Source organism: Nocardiopsis nanhaiensis, from assembly GCF_054778635.1.
The window spans coordinates 1-21,375 of sequence record NZ_BAAGZJ010000093.1; the positions used below are offsets into that span (position 1 = coordinate 1).

The 21,375-nt window shown below is 68.9% G+C and carries 18 protein-coding genes and 1 tRNA gene; 18 read left to right on the forward strand and 1 reads right to left on the reverse strand.

Going from position 1 to position 21,375, the window contains the following annotated elements; all coding sequences use genetic code 11:
- Positions 1–3 precede the first annotated feature (3 nt).
- The gene (locus ACYVD1_RS29705; protein ID WP_460777844.1) at positions 4–2,619 is read left to right on the forward strand and encodes an ABC transporter permease; all 2,616 of its coding nucleotides are present in this window, start codon (positions 4–6) and stop codon (positions 2,617–2,619) included.
- A 252-nt stretch (positions 2,620–2,871) separates the two neighbouring features.
- Here ACYVD1_RS29705 and ACYVD1_RS29710 read toward each other — a convergent pair.
- Positions 2,872–2,943: transfer RNA gene (locus ACYVD1_RS29710), tRNA-Arg, on the reverse strand.
- A 131-nt stretch (positions 2,944–3,074) separates the two neighbouring features.
- On the opposite strand from ACYVD1_RS29710, the gene ACYVD1_RS29715 reads away from it, so the two are divergent.
- From ACYVD1_RS29715 to atpE, 17 genes are all read left to right on the forward strand, one after another.
- On the forward strand, positions 3,075–3,473 hold the full coding sequence (locus ACYVD1_RS29715; protein ID WP_460754781.1) for a response regulator transcription factor: 399 nt from the start codon (positions 3,075–3,077) through the stop codon (positions 3,471–3,473).
- Complete coding sequence (locus ACYVD1_RS29720; RefSeq protein WP_460777824.1) at positions 3,470–4,582, forward strand: DALR anticodon-binding domain-containing protein; 1,113 nt, start codon at positions 3,470–3,472, stop codon at positions 4,580–4,582. Before ACYVD1_RS29715 ends, ACYVD1_RS29720 begins: the two co-directional genes overlap by 4 nt.
- 218 nt (positions 4,583–4,800) lie before the next feature.
- Positions 4,801–6,186 (forward strand): diaminopimelate decarboxylase, encoded by a 1,386-nt coding sequence (gene lysA, locus ACYVD1_RS29725; protein ID WP_460777825.1) that lies wholly within the window; start codon positions 4,801–4,803, stop codon positions 6,184–6,186.
- A 71-nt stretch (positions 6,187–6,257) separates the two neighbouring features.
- The gene (locus ACYVD1_RS29730; RefSeq protein ID WP_460777826.1) at positions 6,258–7,544 is read left to right on the forward strand and encodes a homoserine dehydrogenase; all 1,287 of its coding nucleotides are present in this window, start codon (positions 6,258–6,260) and stop codon (positions 7,542–7,544) included.
- 195 nt (positions 7,545–7,739) lie between these two features.
- A complete protein-coding gene (thrC, locus tag ACYVD1_RS29735; RefSeq protein WP_460777827.1) occupies positions 7,740–8,798 on the forward strand; it encodes a threonine synthase in 1,059 nt (352 codons plus the stop codon).
- Between the two features lie 115 nt (positions 8,799–8,913).
- Complete coding sequence (gene thrB, locus ACYVD1_RS29740; protein WP_460777845.1) at positions 8,914–9,852, forward strand: homoserine kinase; 939 nt, start codon at positions 8,914–8,916, stop codon at positions 9,850–9,852.
- 440 nt (positions 9,853–10,292) lie between these two features.
- Positions 10,293–12,281: a transcription termination factor Rho gene (gene rho / locus ACYVD1_RS29745; protein WP_460777828.1), complete on the forward strand. Its 1,989-nt coding sequence runs from the start codon at positions 10,293–10,295 to the stop codon at positions 12,279–12,281.
- A 285-nt stretch (positions 12,282–12,566) separates the two neighbouring features.
- Positions 12,567–14,393, forward strand: a complete 1,827-nt coding sequence (locus ACYVD1_RS29750; RefSeq protein ID WP_460777829.1) for an L-lactate permease — start codon at positions 12,567–12,569, stop codon at positions 14,391–14,393.
- Positions 14,394–14,592: 199 nt separating this feature from the next.
- The gene (rpmE, locus tag ACYVD1_RS29755) at positions 14,593–14,802 is read left to right on the forward strand and encodes a 50S ribosomal protein L31 (RefSeq protein WP_460777831.1); all 210 of its coding nucleotides are present in this window, start codon (positions 14,593–14,595) and stop codon (positions 14,800–14,802) included.
- 109 nt (positions 14,803–14,911) lie between these two features.
- Positions 14,912–15,982: a peptide chain release factor 1 gene (gene prfA / locus ACYVD1_RS29760; RefSeq protein WP_460777832.1), complete on the forward strand. Its 1,071-nt coding sequence runs from the start codon at positions 14,912–14,914 to the stop codon at positions 15,980–15,982.
- Positions 15,979–16,842: a peptide chain release factor N(5)-glutamine methyltransferase gene (prmC, locus tag ACYVD1_RS29765; RefSeq protein WP_460777833.1), complete on the forward strand. Its 864-nt coding sequence runs from the start codon at positions 15,979–15,981 to the stop codon at positions 16,840–16,842. Before prfA ends, prmC begins: the two co-directional genes overlap by 4 nt.
- 103 nt (positions 16,843–16,945) lie before the next feature.
- Entirely contained in the window at positions 16,946–17,905 is a 960-nt protein-coding gene (locus ACYVD1_RS29770) for an L-threonylcarbamoyladenylate synthase (protein WP_460777834.1), read from the forward strand.
- A 12-nt stretch (positions 17,906–17,917) separates the two neighbouring features.
- Positions 17,918–19,084 carry a glycosyltransferase family 4 protein gene (locus ACYVD1_RS29775; RefSeq protein WP_460777835.1) on the forward strand — a complete coding sequence of 389 codons (1,167 nt, stop codon included), beginning with the start codon at positions 17,918–17,920 and terminating at the stop codon, positions 19,082–19,084.
- A 225-nt stretch (positions 19,085–19,309) separates the two neighbouring features.
- A complete protein-coding gene (locus tag ACYVD1_RS29780; protein ID WP_460777836.1) occupies positions 19,310–19,732 on the forward strand; it encodes a hypothetical protein in 423 nt (140 codons plus the stop codon).
- A 105-nt stretch (positions 19,733–19,837) separates the two neighbouring features.
- Positions 19,838–20,068, forward strand: coding sequence for an AtpZ/AtpI family protein (locus ACYVD1_RS29785; RefSeq protein ID WP_460754832.1), 231 nt, complete (start codon positions 19,838–19,840; stop codon positions 20,066–20,068).
- 111 nt (positions 20,069–20,179) lie between these two features.
- On the forward strand, positions 20,180–21,013 hold the full coding sequence (gene atpB, locus ACYVD1_RS29790) for a F0F1 ATP synthase subunit A (protein ID WP_460777846.1): 834 nt from the start codon (positions 20,180–20,182) through the stop codon (positions 21,011–21,013).
- A 122-nt stretch (positions 21,014–21,135) separates the two neighbouring features.
- The gene (gene atpE / locus ACYVD1_RS29795) at positions 21,136–21,357 is read left to right on the forward strand and encodes an ATP synthase F0 subunit C (RefSeq protein WP_460754837.1); all 222 of its coding nucleotides are present in this window, start codon (positions 21,136–21,138) and stop codon (positions 21,355–21,357) included.
- The last annotated feature ends 18 nt before the right edge of the window (positions 21,358–21,375 follow it).

Here is a 21,375-nt window from a genome sequence, read left to right on the forward strand (position 1 = left end):
GAGTTGCTGCGCACCACACTGGCCGGACTGAGACTGCACGCCTCCCGGTACGTCACCACCACACTGGCGATCCTGCTCGGCGTCATGTTCATCTCCGGCACGATGGTCTTCGCCGACACCCTCAACGCGAGTTATGAGGAGTCGGTGATGGGCTCGGCCACCAGCGTCGATGCCATCGCCGTCGGTGACCTGTCCCAGGACCAGGACGGTGAAGGGCAGGACCCGCAGCCCTTCACCGAGGACCAGCTCGACCAGGTCCGTGAACTCCCGGAGGCCGCCGAGGTCGACGGGGTAGGCCAGAGTCCGACGATGCTGCTCGACGCCGACGGGCGCACCTACGGGACCTTGCCGCCCTCGGCCATGACCGTCGGAGAGGTATCGCGCTTCGCCCCCTCTGAGGGGGAGATGCCCGACGCCGATGACGAGATCGTCCTTGCCACCGTGATCAGCGACCAGACCGGGTTCGGGATCGGCGACACGGTCACCCTGCTCGACCCCGAGCAGGACGAGCACGACTTCACCGTCACCGGCCTGATCGACCTGGGCCTGGATCCCGAGTTCAGCTACCGCGGCGCGGTGGTCCTGGCCCCGGACGCGTTCGAAGCCATGACCGGTGCACAGGGCTATCACGAGATTGACGCCCTGGCCGCCGGCAACAGCAGCGAGGAGGACCTGGCCGCCGCGATGGAGTCGGTGCTCGGTGAGGGGGCCGACGTCTACACCGCCACGGCGTACGGGGAGCGGCTAGCCGATGAAGTGGGCACGGAAACCGAAATTATCCGTGCCGGCCTGCTCGTGTTCGCGTTGGTCGCGGTGTTCGTCGCCGGGATCGTCATCTACAACACCTTCGCGATCCTCGTCGCCCAGCGCCAGCGCGAACTCGCCCTGCTGCGCTGCGTGGGCGCCAAGCGCGGCCAGGTCTTCCGCTCCGTTCTCGCCGAATCGTTCGTGGTAGGACTCATCGCCTCCGTTCTCGGCGTCCTGGCCGGCCTGGGCATCGGCATGGCCGGGATCCGTTTCGGCGGCCCGCTCATGGGTGTCGACTCCGTCAGCTCCGTCGTGGTCACGCCCGCCGCCGTGTTCACCGGTCTGCTGGTCGGCACCCTGATGACGGTGTTCTCCACCCTGGTCCCGGCTATGCGGGCCACCCGGGTGTCGCCGCTGGCCGCCCTGCGCACCAGCGCCACCGCCGCCGGGATGGAGAAGGGCACCGGCTGGGTCCGCGTGGTGGTCGGTCTGCTGGCCTTCGCCTGCTCGGCTGCTCTCGTCATGCTGGCTCTGGCTCCGGAGCCGTCTGAGGAGAACTTGTACGTCGTGGTGGGCGCCGCCCTGATCGCCTTCGTCGGCGTGGTCGTCCTCGGCCCGCTGCTGGTGCGCGGCATCGTGCGCGTGATGGGGGTCCCGCTCCGTCGGATGGGGGTGCCCAGCATGCTCGCCGTGGACAACTCCACCCGCAGCCCGCGCCGGGCCGCCACCGCCATGATCGCCCTCACCGTGGGCGCCACCCTCATCACCGGCTACTCCGTGGCCAGCTCCTCGCTCCAGCAGACGACCGCCCATGAGCTCGACAGCCGGTACCCGGCCGACTACGAGATCCGGCCCATGATGAACGCCGAGGCCTTCGGGGACGGCGAGGAGTCGGGGGCACAGGAGGGATCCGAGGACCAACAGGACGAGGAACCCGTCGACCTGAGCACCATCCCCGACTCGGTCCGCGCGGACCTGGCCGAGTCCGACGAGGTCGAGGAGGTCTTCGCCCAGCGATCCGAGCTGGTGGGTACCGAGGAGGCGGTCGCCAATGTCGAGGGAACCGTGCTCGTGACCGCGGTCTACGGCACCTCGACGGTCGACAAGATCGACGGCGACGTCGTCGGGGGCGAGGTGTCCGACCTGGGGCAGGGGCGGGCGATCGTCACCGAACGATTCGCCGACTCCGTCGACGTGGGTGACACCGTCCCCTTGGACTCCCCTCAGGGGGTCCTCGAAGTGGAGATCGCGGCTGTCGTGGAGAGCACCGCACTGTTCAACGGAATCATCGTCGACCAGCAGGACTTCGACCAGCTCCGCCCCGACATCTCCGGTGACTCCGCGGTCATGGTGCGCGGCACCGACGGCGCCACTGCCGCCGAGCTGCGCGACGCCGTCTACACGGCGGTGGACGCCCACCCCACGCTGGGGGTGATGTCTACCATCGAGGAGCGGCAGGAGTTCGAAAACCTCCTGGACACCGTCTTCTACAGCATCGCGGCGATGCTGGGCTTGGCGATCATCATCGCCCTGTTCGGAATCTCCAACACCATGGCCCTGTCCGTGCTGGAACGCACACGCGAGTCCGCGCTGCTACGAGCTATGGGACTCAAACGGTCCCAGCTACGCCGCATGCTCGGTGTCGAGGCGGTCGTGTTGTGCCTGATCGGAGCGGTCATCGGCGTCGCGTTGGGTGTCGTGTTCGGTTGGGCCGTGTCGGCCTCGGTCATGTCCGACATCCTGTTGGCGCTTCCCGCCGGGCAGATCGCGACCTTCATCGGTTTGGCCGTCGTCGCCGGGGTGTTGGCTTCGCTCCTGCCCGCCCGCCGAGCCGCCGGTGCCTCGATCACCCGGTCATTGGCCAGCGAGTAACCCACGCGCCCGCACGGCTGGACTCGTGCCGGCCCAGTACTCCGGTGCACTGAGCCACTGGAGTACTGGGCCGGCACTCGGGCCCTGCCGGGGCGGCTGTTGACTTCCTCGCCACCCGCACGACGAGCGGCCGTACCTGCCCTGGGCCGCCCCGCGGACGCCCGGCGGCCGAGGGTCACGAGGCCGTCGAGACTGAAGGAGGACCGATAAAGCAGAAAAGGGAACACCCGAAGAGTGTTCCCATCCGCACGGTGCCCCCTGGAGGATTCGAACCTCCGCGCCCGGCTCCGGAGGCCGGTGCTCTATCCCCTGAGCTAAGGGGGCGCTGCTGCGTGAACAACTGTAGCAGTGGTTGCGGTGTGGTCGTCCACTCGTGATGGGGGCGGGGTGCCAAGGCCGGCCGGATACCCGAATCCAGTGGTGCCGTCTCGCCCGGCACGGGTAGTGTCGCGGTCGTGAACGCCCTTCCCACACGGGTTCTCGTCGTCGAGGACGACGAGGTGATCCGCGAACTCATCCGCCTCAACCTCGAACTGGAGGGGTTCGAGGTGTTCACCGCGACGGACGGGCAGGACTGCCTGGACCGGTTCGCGCACGTCGACCCCGACGTCATCACCATGGACGTGATGATGCCCAGACTCGACGGGTGGGCCACGGTGGAGCGCCTGCGGGCGGACGGCTACGACCGGCGCATCGTCATGGTGACCGCTCGGGCCCAGTCAGACGACCGCAGACGCGGTGAGCGGATCGGCGTGGACGACTACCTCACCAAACCCTTCGACCCCGACGAGCTGGTCGACCTCATCCGGGCCCTCCCCGGCAAGGGCGACGGCGGGATCGGGGGAGCGGCGTGACCCCTCGGAGGCTGGAATCAGTCGTCCGCCGCGCCGCGCTGCGCGCCTTCGACCTCAGCGACGCCGACATCCCGTTCGTGTGGCCGCGTGCCGACCACGCGGGCGCGGAGGCCGATGCCGCCGCCGCACTGGCACCGCGCCTGGTCAGCAGGGTCCGGAGCGAGCTCCCGATGGGCGGGGAGAACGCCCACCGGCACTTGGTGTCCGGGCGGATCGTCTCCCAGGTCGGCGCCATGGCCGCCGAGGGCGAGCCGGACGCCGGGTTCGCCCGGGTCCTGGAGGACAAGCGCGGTTTCGCCAACTTCACCTTCACCTGTGCACAGCGGCAGAACCTCCTGCACGCGGCCGCCGACGGTCCCAGCTTCCTGACCGGCCGTGACTGGACCGGGACGGGGGACTGGCCGCACTCCGCCCTGCACGAGGCCGGTCCGGTCGCCCAGGCCCGCCGGTACGCCAGGGCGGACGCGCGTGCGCGCATCGCCATGGCCGTCGGTGAGCGGGTGCCGCCGCCCGGTCCCGAGGGCGAGGTCTCCTGGCGCGACCGCTACCTGGACACCGACCGCTCCGAACTGTTCACCCCCTCCGGCCGGGCGCTCGGCCGGATCGGCGAGGCGAGCGCGCGGATCGCGTTCTGCCGATCGATCCCCGAGAGACCGCACGACACCGAGACGACCGGCCAGGGCCTGCCGGTCCTGCCCTCAGCCGAACGCCCGGGGGCCTGGGTCCGCCTCACCGACGCCAACCCCGCCTTCCGGCTGCGCTACGCGCACGCGCACGCGCTGAGCAGCCTCCGCTGGGCGGCCGAGGGCGCTTTCGTCCAGCGTTCCGACTGCCAACACGGGGGCAACGGCAAGGTTCGCGGGCTCCTCTTCGACGGCCCTAGTGTCCTCAATGCCGCGGCGCGCCGAGAGGAACCCCATATCCTGGTCAGATACCTGGAAGCACTGACCAGTGCCTACGATGAGTGGCGGACGAGTTCCACCGCCGTCGACGGGGCGGGGCCGGAACCGATGCGGGCCGCCCTCGACCCGGCGTTGCCCGCCGCCGTCGCCGGTGTCCTCAACACCGGCCTCTTCCTGCTCGGGGTGTCAGCGCCCACAAGGCTGTAGACACCCCGCCGCTGTCCATCGGTGGAACGAGCCCGACACCAGTGTTCCGATCGGGCAGGGCGTGTGCCCGCCGAGCATGCCCTGGATGGAGAATGGGGTGGGTGCGCCCACCGCCACGGCCCGAAACGGTGTCGTGCGGCGCGGTTCCCAGCCGCTCCTGCGGCAGCCCTATCGACACAGCACAGCCAGACGTACAGAGTCCCAGCCGAAAGACCGCCATGAGCCGCTACGCCCACCCTGCCGGATCCCGCCACGCGGAGGTCCTGCCGGAGGACAACCCGCCGCTGCCGCCAGAGGACCTCAACTCGCTGGACCCGAAGGTCTGGCCCGCCACCGCGCGTCGGTCGGACGGCGAGGTCACCGTCGGCGGCATCGGCGTACGCGCCCTCGCCGCCGAATACGGCACTCCTCTCTTCATCATGGACGAGGAGGACTTCCGTGCCCGCGCCCGGGACTACGCCACCGCCTTCTCCGACGCGGACGTCTACTACGCGGGCAAGGCCCTGCTGACCAAGGCCGTCGCCCGCTGGGTGGTCGAGGAGGGGCTCAAGCTCGACGTGTGCTCCGGCGGTGAACTGGCCGTGGCCCTGGCCGCGGGAGTCCCCACCGACCGCGTCGCCATGCACGGCAACAACAAGTCCGTCGGCGAACTCCGCCGCGCGGTGGAGGCCGGGGTCGGCCGGATCATCCTGGACTCCCTGGACGAGATCGACCGCCTGGAGGCCGTGGCAGCCGAGCTCGGCGCCAGCCCCAAGGTCCTGATCCGCGTCACCACCGGAGTGGAGGCGCACACCCACGAGTTCGTCGCCACCGCGCACGACGACCAGAAGTTCGGCTTCGCGCTCAGCACCGGCGCCGCCGCGGAGGCGGTCCGCCGCGTCCTCGCCGCCGAGCACCTGGACCTGGTCGGCCTGCACTCGCACATCGGCTCGCAGATCTTCGACACCTCGGGCTTCGAGGTCGCCGCCCGCCGGGTGACCCGGTTCCTCACCCAGATCCACGAGGAACTCGACGTCACGCTCGCCGAACTCGACCTCGGCGGCGGTCTGGGCATCGCCTACACCTCCGGTGACGACCCGCTCGACCCCAAGACCATCGCCGCCAGCCTCACCGCCATCGTGCGGCGCGAGTGCACGGACGCCGGGCTTCCCGTGCCGCGTATCGCCGTCGAGCCGGGGCGCGCCGTCGCCGGTCCCGCCGGGATCACCGTCTACGAGGTCGGTACCGTCAAGGACGTCGAGGGCATCCGCACCTACGTCAGCGTCGACGGCGGGATGAGCGACAACATCCGCACTGCCCTGTACGGCTCGGAGTACACCAGCCAGCTGGTGTCCCGGGAGAGCGACGCCGAGCCGATGCTCTCCCGTCTGGTCGGCAAGCACTGCGAGAGCGGTGACATCATCGTGCACGACCTCTACTTGCCCGCCGACCTTCGGCCTGGCGACCTGGTGGCGGTGGCCGCCACGGGCGCCTACTGCTATTCCATGGCGAGCAACTACAACCACCTGCCCCGCCCCGCCATGGTGGCGGTCCGGGACGCGGAGGCACGGGCCATCGTGCGCAGGGAGAACGAGGAGGACCTCCTCCGCCTCGACGTAGGCTGAACCGTCCGTACGACGGGCGTCGCACCGGCGTCCGGCAGGCCGGACACGAGAGAAGTGGGAGTCACGCCCAAATGGCGATGAAGGTGGCGCTGCTCGGATGCGGCGTTGTGGGTTCGGAAGTCGTCCGCCTGGTCAACGGGCAGTCCGAGGAACTGGCCGCGCGGATCGGCACGCCGATGGAGATCGGTGGTATCGCGGTCCGTCGGCTGGACCGCGATCGCGGCGTCGACCCGGCGCTGCTGACCACCGACGCCACGGCGCTGGTCACCCGCCCGGACATCGATGTCGTGGTGGAGGTCATCGGCGGGATCGAACCCGCCCGTTCCCTGATGCTCGCCGCGGTCAAGGCGGGCAAGTCCGTGGTGACGGCCAACAAGGCGCTGCTGGCCGAGGACGGGCAGACGCTACAGGCCGCGGCGCGCGAGGCGGGGGTCGATCTGTACTACGAGGCGTCCGTGGCGGGTGCGATTCCGCTGCTGCGCCCGCTGCGCGACTCCCTCGCCGGTGACCGGGTCGACCGGGTCCTCGGCATCGTGAACGGCACCACGAACTACGTGCTGGACCGCATGGACTCCCAAGGGGCCGGGTTCACCGAGTCCTTGGAGGAGGCCCAGACCCTCGGGTACGCGGAGGCCGACCCGACGGCGGACGTCGAGGGCTTCGACGCCGCCGCGAAGGCCGCGATCCTGGCCCGCCTGGCCTTCCACACCCAGCGGGTCACGGCCGCCGACGTCCACCGCGAGGGCATCACCGCGGTGTCGGCCGCCGACATCGCCAGTGCCCGGGCGATGGGCTGCGTCGTCAAACTCCTGGCGATCTGTCAGCGCTCGGAGGACGGCGAGTCCGTGGGTGTACGGGTCCACCCGGTGATGCTGCCGGTCGAGCACCCGCTGGCCAACGTCAAGGAGGCCTACAACGCGGTGTTCGTCGAGGCGGAGTCCGCCGGGAGCCTCATGTTCTACGGTGCCGGCGCCGGGGGCACCCCCACCGCCAGCGCCATCCTGGGCGACATGGTGGCGGTGGCGCGCAACCGCCTCGCCCGCACCTCGGTGGGGGAGGGCGCCCACGACACCGGTCTGCCGGTGCACGACATGGGCCACACCATCACCAGCTACCACGTGGCGCTGGACGTCGCCGACCGCCCTGGTGTGCTCTCCAAGGTCGCCGAGATCTTCGCCGACCACGGGGTGTCCATCAAGAACGTGCGCCAGGAGGGCACCGGTGACGACGCCCAGCTCGTGCTGGTCAGCCACCCCGCCCCCGACGCCGCGCTCAGCGCCACCGTCGAGGAGCTCAGCGTGCACCCGATGGTCCGCGAGGTCGCCAGCGTGATGCGTGTGGAGACCTTCCAGGAGTAGCCGCGACAAGCCGGGATCCGTCCCAGCACGGATCCCGGTGTTCGAATAGTGAGAAATATCTGCCCGGGATGCAAGACAGCCCGGGCCGGGTCATAGACTCGTAGCAGGTGGGGGCGACCGCCTCTGCGGAAGCTCCACCCCATTCCATCGCGTCAAGCGAAACCGCATCCACCCGAAAGGGACACCGTCGTGAGCATGGCACGGGCGTGGCGAGGCATCGTCGAGGAGTACCGCGACCGCCTTCCCGTCAACGAGAGCACCCCCGTCGTCACCCTCCAGGAGGGCGGCACGCCCCTGCTGCCTGCCACGCGCGTATCCGAGCTGACGGGCTGCGAGGTCTTCCTCAAGGTCGAGGGCCTCAACCCCACCGGCTCCTTCAAGGACCGCGGGATGACGATGGCCATCACCAAGGCCGCCGAGGACGGCGCCAAGGCCGTCATCTGCGCCTCCACCGGCAACACCAGCGCCAGCGCCGCCGCCTACGCCATCCGCGGGGGCATGACCTGCGCCGTGCTGGTACCCCAGGGCAAGATCGCGATGGGCAAGCTCGCCCAGGCCCTCGTGCACGGGGCCCGCCTGCTCCAGGTGGACGGCAACTTCGACGACTGCCTCGAACTCGCCCGCAAGCTCAGCGTCGACTACCCGGTCGCGCTGGTGAACTCGGTCAACCCCTACCGCCTCCAGGGCCAGAAGACCGCGGCCTTCGAGATCGTGGACGCCCTCGGAGACGCACCGGACATCCACTGCATCCCCGTGGGCAACGCCGGCAACATCACCGCCTACTGGATGGGCTACACCGAGTACGCCGCGGACGGTGTCTCCAGCAGGGCCCCGCGCATGCTCGGCTTCCAGGCCAGCGGATCGGCGCCCATCGTCAACGGCGCCCCGGTCCCCAGCCCCAGCACCATCGCGACCGCGATCCGCATCGGTAACCCGGCCTCCTGGAAGCTCGCCGAGCAGGCCCGCGACGAGTCCAGCGGCAGCATCGACAAGGTCACCGACCGCCAGATCATGGCCGCCTACAAGCTTCTCGCCGCCGAGGAGGGCGTGTTCGTCGAACTCGCCTCCGCCGCGAGCGTCGCCGGCCTCCTCCAGGCTGCCGAGGCCGGGCACATACCCAAGGGCAGCCGCATCGTGTGCACCGTGACCGGAAACGGCCTCAAGGACCCCGACTGGGCGCTGGCCGGAGCTTCCTCCGCCATTACCGTCCCCGTCGACGCCCAAGCCGCCGCCAAGGCCCTCGACCTCGCCTAGCCGCTTACCGCGATGATCTTGCCCCCAGGGCCGTGCTCGCCCGTCGGGAGTGGAGCCGGGGGCAAGATCATCGCTTGTTTGGAGAGCGATCTTGACCTCAACGCGCCCCGAACGGGTGTCTGTCCGCGCCCCGGCCACCAGCGCCAACCTCGGCCCGGGTTTCGACGCCCTCGGGATGGCCGTCCAGCTGTACAACGAGTTCGGCGTCTCGCTCCGCCAGGACGACGAGCTCCGCATCCGGGTCGAGGGAGAAGGTTCGGGTGAGGTGCCGCTCGACCGGCGCCACCTCGTCGTCCGTGCCATGCGGGAGGCCTTCGACCGGGTCGGTGAGAAGCTTCCCGGCCTGGATCTGCACTGCGCCAACCACATCCCGCACGCGCGCGGCCTCGGTTCGTCGTCCTCCGCGATCGTCGGCGGGGTTGCGGCCGCGGCGGCCCTCCTGGGCCGCGCCGGGGAGGACGGAGGCCCTGACCGCGACTGGATCTACCAGGTCGCCGCGGACATCGAGGGGCACCCGGACAACGTGGCCCCCTGTGTCTACGGCGGCTACACCGTCGCCTTCCGCGAGAGCGGTTCCTGGGGCGTCGCCCGGCTCACCCCGGACGAGCGGATCCTGCCCGTCCTGTGTGTGCCGGGGTGGAAGCTCTCCACCGAACGCGCCCGCGGGCTCCTGCCGGAGACCGTCACCCACGGCGACGCGGCCTTCAACGCGGGCCGTGCCGCGCTGATGACGGCGGCCGTTTGTGGCCAACCCGCGGCCCTGTACGCGGCCACCGAGGATCGGCTACACGAGTCCTACCGGGCTCCCGCGATGCCGCGCACCCTCAACCTCATCGGTGACCTGCGTGAACTGGAGAACCTGCCCGCAGTGGTCTCCGGGGCGGGGCCCACGGTGCTGGTGCTGTGCGCGACGACTGAGGGTGCCGCGCGGGAGGATTCACCGGAAATCGCCCGCCAGGTTGATTCGATCCGTCAGCGGGCGGGTAATGATTGGGGCATACGCCCCCTGCACATCGAGCTGGCGGGGGTGCGGGCCCCATCTCCCCATCCGTAGCATCTGTGTCGAGGAATAGCCGTGGCCTCTGGTGATGTTAGGCTGGGTGAAGCACCAGATGCCCCGTTGCGGGGCGTGTGCTCATCCGCCACAACGGCTTCCGCGTCTCATACTTCGGCGGTCCGATCTCTTGACCTGTCGGAGGCGGTGGCCAAAGTGTCGTGTCAGCGGTTTGACCGCTGTGCCCACGTCTCCAAAGTCCGCTCTTCCCCCGTGGATGAGCGTGCCTGGAGGGTTGACGGGCATCACCTCCGAGCCATCCGCCCCGACGTCTGGCTGTACCCAGAGCCCGCCGCGATTGGGTAGGTGACCGTTTTTCGCCGGTTTCCGAACATCCACGTGGGGCACGCCCTACCCGGCCCCTGCCGGTTCGCACCACCGGGCCGGCCGCTCAAGCAAACAGCTGACGGCCGATGCCCGCTCCTTGGGAAGGACCCTTAGTGAGCGACACCACCGAACTCCGAACGGACGCGGCGGTCGACAGCAAGAAGAGCGCCGACGCCTCCTCGGAGGCCGGCGAAGCCGCGACCTCGTCAAGGCCCCGGACGGCCTCGCGCGGTACCGGGCTCGCCGCCCAGAAGCTCCCCGAGCTCCAGAAGCTCGCGTCGAGCATGGGCATCACCGGCACGGGGCGCATGCGCAAGAGCGACGTGATCGCCGCGATCGAGGCCAAACAGGGCGGCCCCGTCGGCGGTCCGGACAAGGCCAAATCGGCAAAGCAAGCCGACACCGCGCCCAAGGCCGGTAAGGTCGATACAACTGACGGCCAGGCCGAACCCCAGTCTCCCGCCAAGCCGGGCACGGACGAGGCCCCGCGCAAGAGTGCGGGTCAGCGGCCGTCGGACCAGGCCGTGACCGAGACCCAGGGTGGGAAGGCCGACCGGCCCTCCCGTAACCGCCGCTCGTCCCGCAGGCGCGGTGACGAGTCCGGTGACCAGACCCGATCGGTGGACGGCACCGACTCCTCAACCTCCGCGAGCAGCGTGACCAAGACATCCAGCACCCCCCAGAAGAACGGCCCCGACTCCGAGGACCGTGACACCAGGTCCGGGCAGGGTCGCGAGCGCCAGCGCAACCGTCGCAACCGCAACCGAGGCGGTGACGACCAGAACTCGAACAACAACTCCGACCGCCAGCAGGGCGGCGGCGGTGGCGGCCAGAACCAGGGCCGCGGCAACGACGACGACGATTTCGGCGGCGGCGGTGGCCGTCGGCGCGGACGCCGCCGGGACCGCAGGGACCGCCGCGGCGGACGCGGCGGGGGACAGGAAGCGGAGCCGGTGATCGGCGAGGACGACGTCCTGCTTCCGGTCGCGGGGATCCTCGACATCCTGGACAACTACGCGTTCGTCCGCACCACCGGCTACCTGCCCGGCCAGAGCGACGTCTACGTCTCGCTGGCCCAGGTGCGCAAGAACGGCCTGCGCAAGGGCGACCACATCATCGGTGCGGTCCGCCAGCCCCGCGAGGGTGAACGGCGCGAGAAGTTCAACGCCCTGGTGCGCCTGGACTCGGTGAACGGTATGTCGCCGGACCAGGCCAAGGGCCGCCAGGAGTTCTCCAAGCTCGTCCCGCTCTACCCCCAGGAGCGCCTGCGGCTGGAGACCGAGGCGAGCATCCTCACGACCCGCATCATCGATCTCGTGGCGCCCATCGGCAAGGGCCAGCGCGGGCTCATCGTCTCGCCGCCCAAGGCGGGTAAGACGATGGTGCTGCAGTCGCTCGCCAACGCGATCACCGAGAACAACCCCGAGTGCTACCTGATGGTGATCCTGGTCGACGAGCGGCCGGAAGAAGTCACCGACATGCAGCGCACGGTCAAGGGCGAGGTCATCCACTCGACCTTCGACCGCCCGGCGGAGGACCACACGGTCGTCGCGGACCTGGCGATCGAGCGCGCCAAGCGGCTCGTGGAGATGGGCATGGACGTGGTGGTCCTGCTCGACTCCATCACCCGTCTGGGCCGTGCCTACAACCTGGCCGCTCCCGCCAGCGGGCGCATCATGTCCGGTGGTGTGGACTCCACCGCCCTCTACCCGCCGAAGCGCTTCTTCGGCGCGGCCCGCAACATCGAGGGCGGCGGCTCGCTGACCATCCTGGCGACAGCGCTGGTGGAGACCGGTTCGCGCGCCGACGAGGTGATCTTCGAGGAGTTCAAGGGCACCGGCAACATGGAGCTCAAGCTCAACCGGTCCCTGGCGGACAAGCGGATCTTCCCGGCCGTGGACGTGGACGCCTCCAGCACCCGCAAGGAGGAGATCCTGATGTCCGGCGAGGAGCTGAACGTCGTCTGGAAGCTCCGCCGGGTGCTGCACGCGCTCGACACACAGCAGGCCATCGAGCTGCTCCTGGACAAGATGAAGGAGTCCAAGAGCAACGCGGAGTTCCTGCTCCAGATCCAGAAGACCACGGTGGGCCCCGAACGGTAACCATCCCGACCGGATCATCCCGGTCCGGACAGGATCCGGTCCGGTGACACCCGGCTTCGGCCCTCTCCCCAATCGGGGAGGGGGCCTTTTCTCTTGCAGGGGTCTTCGGCGGAGGCTCCTGTATAGAAGGCCAGCTCAGCGCCGAATAGCCGCCTTTCCTTTCGAATCGCGGAACACAAATATCACTTGTGTTGCAGATCACACAGGAGGACTGGTGGGAGGGCTTCCACAGGCTTAGGGTCGCGCCACTCGCAGTGCACACCCCCAATCCAGGGAGCCGTCTGGATGGACAATCTCGCCCTGCTCAGCCTCCTAGCCCTCGTCCCCATCCTGCTCGTCGGAGTCCTGCTCGTCGGGTTCCGGCTGCCGGCCATGTACGCGATGCCCGCCGGGTACGTCGTCGTGGTCGGGATCGCCGTCCTCTTCTGGCAGACCGACTGGATGGCCATCGCCGCCTCCACCCTTCAAGGCCTGATCCTCGCTGCGGGCCTGCTCTACATCATCTTCGGCGCTCTGCTCCTGCTCTCGACCCTCACCAAGAGCGGCGCCATCGCCACCATCCGCCGGACCTTCACCGACATCACCCCCGACCGCCGGGTCCAGGCGATCATCATCGGCTGGCTGTTCGGCAGCTTCATCGAGGGGGCCTCCGGGTTCGGTACTCCGGCCGCCGTCGTCGCTCCGCTCATGCTCGCCCTCGGCTTCCCGGCCATGGCAGCGGTCATGGTCGGCATGGTCATCCAGAGCACTCCGGTCAGCTTCGGCGCGGTCGGCACCCCGATCCTCGTCGGTGTCTCCGGAGGCCTCGACGGCGGGGGAGGGGTGGACGAGCGCGCCGCCGCACTCGGTATGAGCTTCCCCGAGTACGTGACCGAGATCGGTTTCCAGACCGTGCTCCTGCACGCTTCGGCCGGAACCCTCATCCCCCTGCTCATCTGCTGCATGCTCTGCGGCTTCTACGGGGAGAACCGGCGGTTCTCCGACGGCCTGGTCGTCTGGAAGTTCGCGCTCTTCGCCGCCTTCGCCCTGACGATCCCGTCAGTCCTGTACAACTACTTCCTCGGCGTCGAGTTCACCAGCCTCCTCGGCGGCCTGACCGGGCTGATCATCGTCGTCCTGGCGGCCCGAAAGGGCTTCCTCATGCCCAAGAAGGTCTGGGACTTCCCGCCCCGCGAGGACTGGCTGGCCCGCTGGACCGGAAAGATCGAGTCCGGCAACGGTGAGGACGCCCTCAAGGAGGGGCGCCGCGTCGGTTTCCTCAACGCCTGGATGCCCTACATCCTGGTCGCCGGGATCCTTATCATCACCCGCACCATCGAACCCCTCACGGAACGGCTGGAGGGCATCTCCCTGGGCGCCGAGGACATCTTCGGCACCTCCATCGGAGACACCGTCGAGCCGCTCTTCTCCCCCGGGGCCACCTTCATCCTGGTCTGCCTCATCACCTACGTGCTGCACCGGATGAAGGGGCGGGAGATCCTCGCCTCCTGGAAGATGGCCGGATCCCAGCTCGCCGGGGCCGCCGTGGCCCTGCTCTTCGCGGTGCCCCTGGTGCGGGTCTTCATCAACACCGGCGAAGAATTCGGCGCGACCACGCTGGAGAGCATGCCGCTCACCCTGGCCACCGGGGCCGCCGAGGTCGGCGGGCACAACTGGCCGCTCTTCGCGCCCTGGATCGGTGCCCTCGGCGCCTTCGTGGCGGGCTCCAACACCGTCTCCAACCTGATGTTCTCCCTGTTCCAGCACTCCACCGCCGAACGCATCGGGGCCCCGCCGGAGACCGTCGTCGCGGCCCAGGCCACGGGTGGCGCCGCGGGCAACATGATCACCGTCCACAACGTCGTCGCCGCCTCCGCGGTCGTCGGCCTCGTGGGCCGGGAGGGCGACATCCTCCGGCAGACCGTGCTCCCGATGACCTACTACCTCCTGGTGGCCGGATCGGCGGCCTACCTGTTCATCCACGGCCTGGGAGCCAACGCCGGGTCCCTGGTGCTCTCGCTCACCATCGTGGCTCTGGCCGCGGTGTTCTGGCGGCTGCGGCACAACGACCGGAACAAGCCCATGCCCAGCACGATGCGCGACAGGCAGGCGCCGAAGGGGGGCAAGGAATAGGTACTGGTCCCGGCATGGTTGTGGGTCTGGCAAACTGGTACAAGGGACTGGCCGTCCTCCCGCCGAGGGAGAGCACGCCACCCTCTTACCTGGATCGCCGCGGCACCGGTTCGCGCATGGCCACAGAGCACCGCCCCACCCCCGACGGTGGTGCGGTCGTCATGCGTCCGGCGGTCGCGCCCTTAGCGAGGAGACACACATGCAGGCCGACATCCATCCCGAATACGTCCCGACCGAGGTGACCTGCACCTGCGGGGCCAAGTTCGTGACCCGCAGCACGATCACCGAGGGCAAGCTGCGCGCCGACGTGTGCTCCGAGTGCCACCCGTTCTACACCGGCAAGCAGAAGATCCTCGACACCGGTGGCCGGGTCGCCCGCTTCGAGAAGCGCTTCGGCAAGCGCAGCTAGCGCTGTCCGCTGTCCGGCGGTGCCGCCGCCCCGCGACGGGGCGCCGGCGCCGCCGGTCGGCTAGCAGGGGAGACGCACAGGGCGAGCAACAAGACGGGAACGTGGGAAAGTGAAGCTGGACGACCTCCTCGGGGAGTACTACGAGCTGGAACAGCAGCTCGCCGACCCCGAGGTGCACGCCGACCAGGCCAAGGCGCGCACGCTGGGCAAACGCTACTCACAGCTCACCCCGATCATCGAGGCCTACCGCCAGCTCAAGGTGGTCGAGAGCGACATCGACGCCGCGCGTGAGCTGGCCGCCGAGGACCCCTCCTTCGCGGAGGAGGCCGACCGGTTGACTGAGGAGGCCGAGGAGCTCACCGAGCGCCTGCGCGTCCTGCTCATCCCGCGCGACCCCGCCGACGACAAGAACCTCATCATGGAGGTCAAGGCCGGGGAGGGCGGCGAGGAGTCCGCCCTGTTCGCGGGCGACCTCGTCCGCATGTACCTGCGCTACGCGGAGCGCGTCGGGTGGAAGACCGAGGTCATCGACGCTACCCACTCCGACCTGGGCGGGTACAAGGACATCACGATCGCCTTCAAGAACAAGGGCACCCCCGAGCCAGGCGCGGGCGTGTGGCCCATACTCAAGTTCGAGGGCGGTGTCCACCGGGTCCAGCGCGTCCCGGTCACCGAGTCCCAGGGCCGCATCCACACCTCCGCGGCCGGGGTGCTGGTCGTACCCGAGGCCGAGGAGATCGAGGTCGTCATCCACGACAACGACCTGCGGATCGACGTCTACCGCTCCTCCGGGCCCGGCGGGCAGAGCGTCAACACGACCGACTCCGCGGTCCGCATCACCCACGTGCCGACCGGCATCGTCGCCTCCTGCCAGAACGAGAAGAGTCAGCTCCAGAACAAGGAGCAGGCCATGCGCATCCTGCGGGCCCGCATCTACGCCGAGGCCCAGGCCAGCGTGGACGCGGAGGCCTCCGCGGAGCGCAAGAGCCAGGTCCGCACCGTCGACCGCTCCGAGCGCGTCCGCACCTACAATTTCCCGGAGAACCGCATCTCCGACCACCGGGTCGGCTACAAGGCCTACAACCTCGACCAGGTCCTCGACGGGGACCTGAGCGGCGTAGTGAAGGCGTTGGTGGACGCGGACACCAAGGAGAGGCTCGAAGCGGCACAGTCGTCATGAACTTCCTACTCGACGAGGTCGCCCGCGCCACGCTCAGGCTCGCGGAAGCGGGCGTGGCCTCACCACGCACGGACGCCGAGGAGCTCGCGGCGTTCGTGCACGGTGTCCGTCGAGGGGAACTCCACGCCGTCCGGGACGCCGAGTTCGACGCCCGCTACTGGGAGTGCGTCTCCCGGCGCGAGGCCCGCGAGCCCCTACAGCACATCACCGGACGCGCCTACTTCCGCTACCTGGAACTCCGGGTCGGCCCGGGGGTGTTCGTCCCCAGGCCGGAAACCGAGATCATGGTGGACTGGGCGATCGAGACCCTCCGATCCATGGACGTGGCCGATCCCCTGGTCGTCGACCTGGGCTCCGGCTCCGGCGCCATCGCGATCTCCATCGCGCAAGAGGTCCCGCGCTCGCGGGTGCACACCGTGGAGATCGACCCCGAGGCTCTGAAGTGGGCACGCCGCAACGTCGACGCCAGCGGGCACGCCGACCGGGTCACCGCCCACGAAGGTGACATGCGCACGGCCCTGCCCGAGCTCAACGGCCGCGTCGACCTCCTCATCAGCAACCCGCCCTACGTCCCCACCAACGGGGCCGGGGTGATCCCGCCCGAGGTGCGCGACTTCGACCCGGCCCCCGCGCTCTGGTCGGGAGAGGACGGGCTGGACATGATCCGCGAGCTGGAAGCGGTCGGCCGCAGGCTGCTCCGCCCCGGCGGTGCCATGGCCATCGAACACCACGACGGTCAGGGCATCGACATCCCCTGGCTGTTCCCCGAGGACCGGGGCTGGCGCGACGTCCTCAACCGCAAGGACATGGCCCGGCGCGACCGCTTCGTGGTCATGCGCAGGGCAGAGGAAGACACGTAGGGGCTGAAGCCGAACCCCGGGAGTCGCGTGTTCCCGCCCCCAACCCCACCGTCGGACCGACAATCCAGTACGGTCGACCCGTTCGAGACAGAGGTGAACTCAGGTGAGCCGCATCTACGACTGTGCGGACGACGCCGCTCGCAAGGACGGCATCGCCGATGCCGCGTCCGCGGTGCGCCGGGGCGACCTGGTGGTCCTGCCCACGGACACTGTGTACGGCATCGGTACGGACGCCTTCAGCCCCAAGGCCGTGGCCAACCTCTTGGAGACCAAGGGCCGCGGGCGGGACATGCCGCCGCCTGTCCTCGTGGGATCCATGCGCGCGGCCACCGCGCTCGTCGACGACCTCGGCAACCACGGCCGGGACCTCATGGAGGAGTTCTGGCCCGGCCCGCTCACCCTGGTGTGCACCGCCACCCCCAGCCTGTCCTGGGATCTGGGCGACACCAAGGGCACCGTGGCCGTGCGGATGCCGATGAACCCCGTGGCCTTGGAGCTCCTCAAGGAGACCGGGCCCATGGCGGTGAGCAGCGCCAACCGGTCCGGGCAGTCCGCCGCGAGCGAGGTGGGCGAAGCGATCGAGCAGCTCGGGGACGAGGACGTCGCGGTCTACCTCGACGGGGGCGAGAGCGAAAGCCCGGTGGCCTCCACGATCGTCGACCTCACGTACGCGGTGCCGCGGGTCCTGCGTTCCGGTGCGATCTCCATCGAACAGCTGCGCTCCGTGTGCGGCACCGTGATCGGTGAGCTCCGCAAGGGCCGTACCAGGCCCAAGAAGTCCCAGGTGGACAGCGCCGAGAACGCGGCCGAGCCTGGGACCGAAGGCACTGAGGAGGCGGCCAGCACTGACACGGTCGATCCCAAGACGGTCGGCCCAAAGACGGCCGGTGCGGAGGAGGCCGTCGGTACCGGCGATGCGGCCGACACTGAAGTGGCGGAGAAGCCGACCGGCAGCGAGTCCGCGCCGCTGCCCGAACCCGCGGCGCAGCCCGAGGCAGCATCCGGGCCCGAGGCAATGCCCGAGCCCGACGGGCCCAAGGGCACCGACCGCTCAGAGAGCTAGAGGGGCCAGGCCGTGCGGGAGTACGCGCTCACCTTCGTCATCGCGGCAGCGGTGACCTACCTGCTCGTGCCGTTGGTGCGCAGGTTGGCCATCGCCTTCGGCGCCGCCCCCGCGGTGCGCGACCGCGACGTGCACACCGAACCCATCCCTCGGCTGGGTGGCCTCGCCATCTACGGCGGTTTCGCCGCCGCGCTGCTGATCTCCGCCCAGCTCCCGCACCTGCAGAACGTGTTCGTCGCAGACACCTGGCTCGGTTTGCTGCTGGCGGGCGGCCTCATCACGATCATCGGCGTCATCGACGACCGGTGGGGGATGGACGCCCTGAGCAAGCTCGCCGGACAGATCGCCGCGGCGGGCATCCTCGTCTGGCAGGGCGTACAGCTGCTGTGGCTGCCGCTGCCCGGTACCCAGCTCTCCCTGGGCCCCTGGCTCGGTGCGATGGTCTCGATCCTGCTGATCGTGGTCACCATCAACGCGGTCAACTTCGCCGACGGGCTGGACGGCCTGGCCGCCGGCATCGTCGGTATCTCGTCCCTGGCGTTCTTCGCGTACTACTACGTGGTCGCGGTCGAGCAGGGGTTCGTCCGCCAGTCCTATCCGGCGATGATCGCCATCATCCTGGCCGGTGCCTGTGCGGGGTTCCTCTTCCACAACTTCCACCCGGCCCGGGTGTTCATGGGCGATACCGGGTCGATGCTGCTCGGACTGCTGCTGACCTCCATCACCATCACGGTGACCGGCCAGTTCGACGCCAACACCGCCCGCGAGGAGTTCAACTCCTCCGGTCTGGTCGTCTTCCTGCCGATCGCCCTGCCCCTCTTGGTGATCGCCCTCCCGCTGGCGGACCTGGTCCTGGCGGTCCTGCGCCGGACCCTGGCCGGGAAGTCCCCGTTCGCACCGGACCGGGGGCACCTGCACCACCGCCTCCTCGACATGGGACACTCGCACACGCGCGCGGTCCTGCTCATGTACCTGTGGGCGGGCATCGTCGCCTTCGCAGCGGTGTCCCTGTCGATCTTCGACTCCCCCTTCATCGTCCTGACCGTCGCCGGGCTGGTCGCGGTCTGTGCTGTGGGTCTCATCGTTCTTCCGCGACTGCGTCGTCGCGGATTGTTGCCGTGGGACGGAAAGAACGGCGCGAAGAAGAAGTCAGATCACCATCCGTCAACCGATGGATAAATGCGCGGTCACGTTCGGGACCGGCGTCCCTTCAAGGGGCATTCGTGACCTGCGATGTCGTGGTCGTGCGATGTGTGGCCAAGGTGACACCGGGGGCGAAGGGCCCGCGAATCGGGCCTTTCGCCGGGCATTAAGACCGCGTTAAGGAACCCCTGGATTTGGCACCAAAAACCTTGTGATAGCTTTCACGAGCAGGTAACCCACGGAACCCCACGGAGCATTGTCATGCAGGAACACGACGCCGGGATCGTTCGCGGCGCCGCGCTTCCCAGCGCTGTGTGCGGGGTCCTGGCCATTGCCGTGGCGGCCCTGGTCGCCGGTGCCGCAGGAGCAATGAGCGCGGCCCTCGGGTCCGTGATCGTCTTCGCCTGCTTCGGCCTTGGACAGTGGGCGGTCATCGCGATCAGCCGCCGTAACAAGGACCTGTTCATGGCGGCCAACCTGCTCGGCTTCGTCGTCAAGATGGCGCTGCTGGGCGTCCTGCTGGTCACCCTCGGGCAGAGCCCCCTCATGGAGGACCTGAACAACAACGCCTTCGTGTTCAGCGCGCTGGCGGTGGTGTTGGTCTGGCTGGGCGGGCAGGTCCGGGCGATGTCCAAAGCCAAGATCCCGCACGTGGAACCGGACGAGAGTTCGGAGAACACGTGATGGGGTGCCCCGCCGCGGCCCGTCGGAACGGGCGTTGTACCCTGGCCTACGGCAGGCGGGCGCACACGTTCCAGCCCAGCCCCACATGCTATATTCCGGAGCGAGATGAGCACCGAACCAACCGGGAAGACGGAGCGTCGCGAGCCCCCGGCACCGCGCCAGTCCGATGGTTGGGCGCTCTTCTCCACTCTGCTCGCGGGCGTTCTCGTGTGGAGCGGGATCGGCTGGGGCTTGGACTACATCCTGGGCTTCCAGGCACTCTTCCTGCCCATCGGGGCGGTTCTGGGCATGGTCGGCGCGATCATTCTGATCGTCGCCAAGACCCGCCAGGCCTGAACTCTTCCGCTAGAGCGACGTCACCGCGGGCGACCGCGGGTCTGAGCTCTGCCACAACCATCAACGAGGCTTTCTTGCGTCACGACGAAAGGATTCGCCGTGGGTGCTGACGTGCGCATTCTCGCGGCCGAAACGGATTGCATCGGCCACCTCTTCGGTGACGAGTGCGGGTTCAAGGCCCCCACCATCGGGATGTTCTTCCCCGAGCCGTGGATCGACGGTATCCCCGGCAGCGACGGCATCGACCTGTACCTGGTCCTGCTGCTGGTCGCTCTCGGCGGGGCCCTGCTCCTGTGGTCGTGGTTCAGCAAGAAGCTGAGCCTCGTCCCCGGGCGCAGGCAGAGCGTCGGAGAGATGTTCATCCTGTTCATCCGGGACCAGATCACCCGCCCCACCATGGGCGCCAAGGGTGACAGCTTCATCCCGCTGATGACCTCGATCTTCACGATCATCCTGATGATGAACATCACGGGTCTGATCCCGGGCATGCTGCCGGTCAACAGCGACCTGTCGTTCCCAGCCATGTTCGCCGGGTTCATCTTCCTCCTGACCATCATCATCGGTGTGCGCAACCAGGGCGGCTGGGGCTACTTCAAGAACCAGCTCTTCCCCCCGGGCATGCCCAAGCCGATCTACCTGCTGGTCACCCCGATCGAGTTCCTCTCGGTCTTCATGATCCGCCCGGTGACGCACGCCCTGCGTCTGTTCGCGACCATGTTCGCGGGCAGCCTGCTGCTGGCCGTGTTCTCTTACGGCGGCTGGTACATGCTGAGCATCGGCGCCGAGCCGGCCCTGGTCGCGCTCTCGACGCTGTACTCCGGTGCGGCACTGCTCGGCTACATCGCCTTCTTCCTCTTCGAGGTCCTGATCATGGTCGTCCAGGCGTTCATCTTCACGCTCCTGGCCAGCCTGTACATCAACCAGTCCCTCGAAGCAGCCCACTAGAACCCCTGTGCGTCGCCCGGCCCCGCCCGGGCAGGGCCGACGCGAGGTGTAAAGACCCGCCCACCCCGGCGCACTGACCAATCGCGAACCGCGACGCCGGACGTCGAGTAAAGGGAAACACAATGGACATCGCCAACATCGAAGGCAGCATCAACACCGTCGGTTACGGCATCAGCGTCATCGGCGCCGGTATCGGTGTCGGCCTCGTGTTCGGTATGGGTATGCAGGCCATCGCCCGCCAGCCCGAGGCCCGCGGTCCGCTGCAGACCAACATCTTCCTGGGCTTCGCGCTCATCGAGGCCCTCGCCATTCTGGGCTTCGTCCTCGCGTTCGCCATCGGTTAATCAGTATCTGCCGACCGT